The organism is Kordia jejudonensis, from assembly GCF_001005315.1.
Classification (GTDB): Bacteria; Bacteroidota; Bacteroidia; order Flavobacteriales; family Flavobacteriaceae; genus Kordia; species Kordia jejudonensis.
This window is the reverse complement of sequence record NZ_LBMG01000104.1, coordinates 1-3600: the sequence shown is the minus strand read 5'-3', so window position 1 is coordinate 3600 and position 3600 is coordinate 1. Positions and strand designations below refer to the sequence as shown.

General features: G+C 37.4%; 2 protein-coding genes. Both read left to right on the top strand.

Annotated elements, in window-relative coordinates; translation table 11 throughout:
* Positions 1-1559, top strand: a 1559-nt coding sequence (locus AA089_RS24005) for a T9SS type B sorting domain-containing protein (protein ID WP_156169286.1), incomplete at its 5' end; no start/stop codon positions are given.
* A gap of 261 nt (positions 1560-1820) precedes the next feature.
* Positions 1821-3600, top strand: a 1780-nt coding sequence (locus AA089_RS22670) for a choice-of-anchor L domain-containing protein (RefSeq protein WP_046759312.1), incomplete at its 3' end; no start/stop codon positions are given.

The window sequence follows — 3600 nt, the reverse complement described above, 5'->3', positions numbered from 1 at the left end:
ACAATGTGACCGTAAGCTATCATACTACTGAAATCGATGCGATGGATAATACAAATCCGATTATAGATCCAACGATGCATACGGTAGACATGACCACAGCCAATACTAACGGACAGGTTATCATTTACGTACGTGTACAGAGTGATTTACAGATTGATAGCAACATGCTTCCATGTTATACCGTTGTGGAACTTCCTGTAATTGTACATCCATTACCAGTACTAAGCAGTATGACTTTTGAATATGTATTCTGTGAGTATGACAATGACAATGTGGGACAGTTTGATTGGGATGTGGTAACGGCTTCGCTGAATCTATTAGAAGCACCTCAGGATTTAGCTGACTTTACCGTGACTTATCATCCAACAGCGGCAGATGCTTTGGCAGGAACGGCAGCACTTGTCAACGGTTTTGAAAACACAACAGATCCACAAACGGTGTTTATCCGTGTGGAGAATACTGCAACGGAGTGTATCAACAGTAATAACATAGCAAGTCTAGAACTCAGTGTAGAACCAATTCCAACAGCAACAGCACCAATGAATCCATTTGAAACCTGTGCAAGTGATGAAACCGATCAAGAAACAGGTGTATTTGATCTGACTTCTTTGGATACAGACATTATTAACGGACAAACAGATATGGAAGTTGTCTACTATGAAACGGCGATGGATGCTGATATGGATACAAACGCCATTACAAATACAGATAGTTATGTAAATACATCAAATCCACAAGTACTATTTGTACGTGTAAGACAAACCATGACAGGTTGTTTATCCGATGTAATCTTAATCAATTTACAAGTAAATCCAATCCCTGTATTTACTTTGCCAGCAGATGATGTACTATGTGTAGATGCCATTACAGGACAAGCCCTTGACATCAGAACCATTGGTGTAGACTTTGGAGCAGGATATAGCTACCAATGGACAACACCAAGCGGCACCACTACCACAGCCACGGTAGAAGTTACTCAGGCAGGAACATACAGCGTGATTGTAACCGACAACAACAATACTACCAACTGTACCTATGATGATAGTGTGAGTTATACAGCTTCTTCAGCGCCAAGTGCCTTAGATATTGCTGTAAACACACCTGCTTTTTCAGACCTTCACAATGTCACAGCGACAGCCTCAGGCGGTTCGGGAAGTTATGAATATCAACTCGATGATGGACAGTGGCAAACAACAGGCATCTTTACAGACCTAGAGCCAGGACAGCATACCATTACCGTACGAGATACCAATGGTTGTGGAGAGATTATAAAAACATTTGGACTGATTGACTTTATGGAGTTCTTCACGCCAAATGGAGATGCTTTCAATCCAACATGGAATATCATCGGATTACAGAATCAGCCATCGGCGAAGATATTTATCTTTGATCGTTATGGAAAACTCTTAAAACAGATCAGTCCCGCAGGACCAGGTTGGGACGGAACCTTCAATGGGAACCTGATGCCATCAGCAGATTATTGGTTTAGAGTAGAATATGTAGATCCATTTGATGGAACACCAAAAGAGTTTATCAATCATTTTACATTGAAGAGATAATTCACTCGATAATCGAGTCTTTAAGTATATTAAAGTTTATCTTACTGTTTTACGTGAATTATGAATACATATCACAAAACTTATCCTGAGACAATTTACATAGAAAGAAAAAAACAAAGAAAAACCGAAGACAAAACGTCTTCGGTTTTTTAAATATACTTTTGCTAGTAATAAGTAGGGTTTTGTACAGTTTAATTGTTATGTATATGAAACCGAACCAAGTGCTTCCTCTAGAACACAAATACCAAACTCACGCATGACATGAAAAAACTACCAATTCTATTCTGTATTTTATCATTCATCACGCTACCTTTTGTTTCTGCTCAAATCATTGTAGATGGCACTACAAACACACTTGATGAACTTATTAATGATATTCTAATTGATAGTCCTTGTGCTAGTGCAAACAATGTAACCAGTCCAAATAATAGTGAAATGGGAGGAAATACATATCAGAGTTATGGGTATTTTAATAGAAATGGATCAAATTTCCCTTTTCAAGACGGAATCGTATTAAGTACAAGTAATATTAATGAAATTCCAGGCCCAAATGATGAAATATTGAGTTGGGGAAACTTAGGCTGGACAGGCGATGACGATATTGCTGAGTTATTACAAATACCTCCGAATGTTACATTTAATGCTACAGTCATAGAGTTTCAGTTTACTCCTACTACAAATCGATTAAGCTTTCGTTACCTTATGGCTTCAGAAGAATATACAGGTAATTTTCCTTGTCAATATGCTGATGCTTTCGCTTTTATTCTAAGTGGTCCTGGAATTAATTCTATTCAGAGTTACAACCATGATGCAAATCCTGGAACTCCTGATATAAATGTAAATTTAGGTGGTAAAAACATAGCTCTAATTCCTGGAACTAATATTCCAGTGAGTGTTACAAACATTCACAATGTAAATGGTTGCGCATCAGGAGCTTTAGGAGGTTTTGCATTACCTCAATTTTATGACACAGGATTAAGTGGTGCGGGCGATACCGATTTCAACGGTCAAACTATTGTCCTCACTGCGGAAGAAGTTGTAATTCCAAATCAAACATACACCATTAAACTTGTTATAGCGGAAAATGCTGATGAAAATTATGATTCTGCCGTATTCATTGAAGGAGGAAGTTTTAATATTGGTGGAGATTTAGGTCCAGACAGAACACTTGCACTACAAACTGCTGGATGTTTAGGAGAAACTATCGTGCTAGACCCGGGAGTTTCTAATCCTTCAGCCGTTTACAAATGGTTTAAAGATGGTGTAGAAATTTCGGGAGAAACAGGACCTACATTATCTGTTACTGATCCTGGTGTTTATAAAGTTGAAATAATGATCATTGGAGGTTGTAATTTTGATGATGAAATAATTGTCGAATTTGTTGATGATCCCGTTATCGCCGCAACACCAAATAATATAGTGCTATGCGATACTGATAATGATGGTTTTGGAGATTTTGATTTTACTGAGTTTGATGGAATGATTACTGGAACAATGGGACCTTTTAGTAATTTTACCGTAAGTTATCATACTTCTCAAGCTGACGCCGATGCAGATATTAATCCGATTATAAGTCCATACACTAACCAAACGGCATATGATGAAGAAACAATTTTTGTTCGTTTAGAAAATAGTTCTGTAAATGGTTGTTTTGTAACAACAAGTTTCACAATAGATGTGGCTGATCAGCCTATTGCGAATGCCATTGCAGATTATGAAGTATGCGATGATAATACTGATGGAGATCCTCAAAATGGTTTTACTTTGTTTGATTTGTCTACACTAAACATTCAAGTACTTGGAACGCAAGATCCTTCTCTATACAATATTACCTATCATGCAAATCAAAATGATGCAGATAATAGTCTTGCCGCATTGCCCAATTTGTACACAAATACTATTGCTGGAGGGAATCCTGTTGTGGTTCGTATGGAAAGTATTGAAAATCCAAGTTGTTATGATACCGTGACGTTTAATACAATAGTTAGACTATTACCATTAAGTAATGTCATCGACGATCAATTGATTTGTGATGATAACA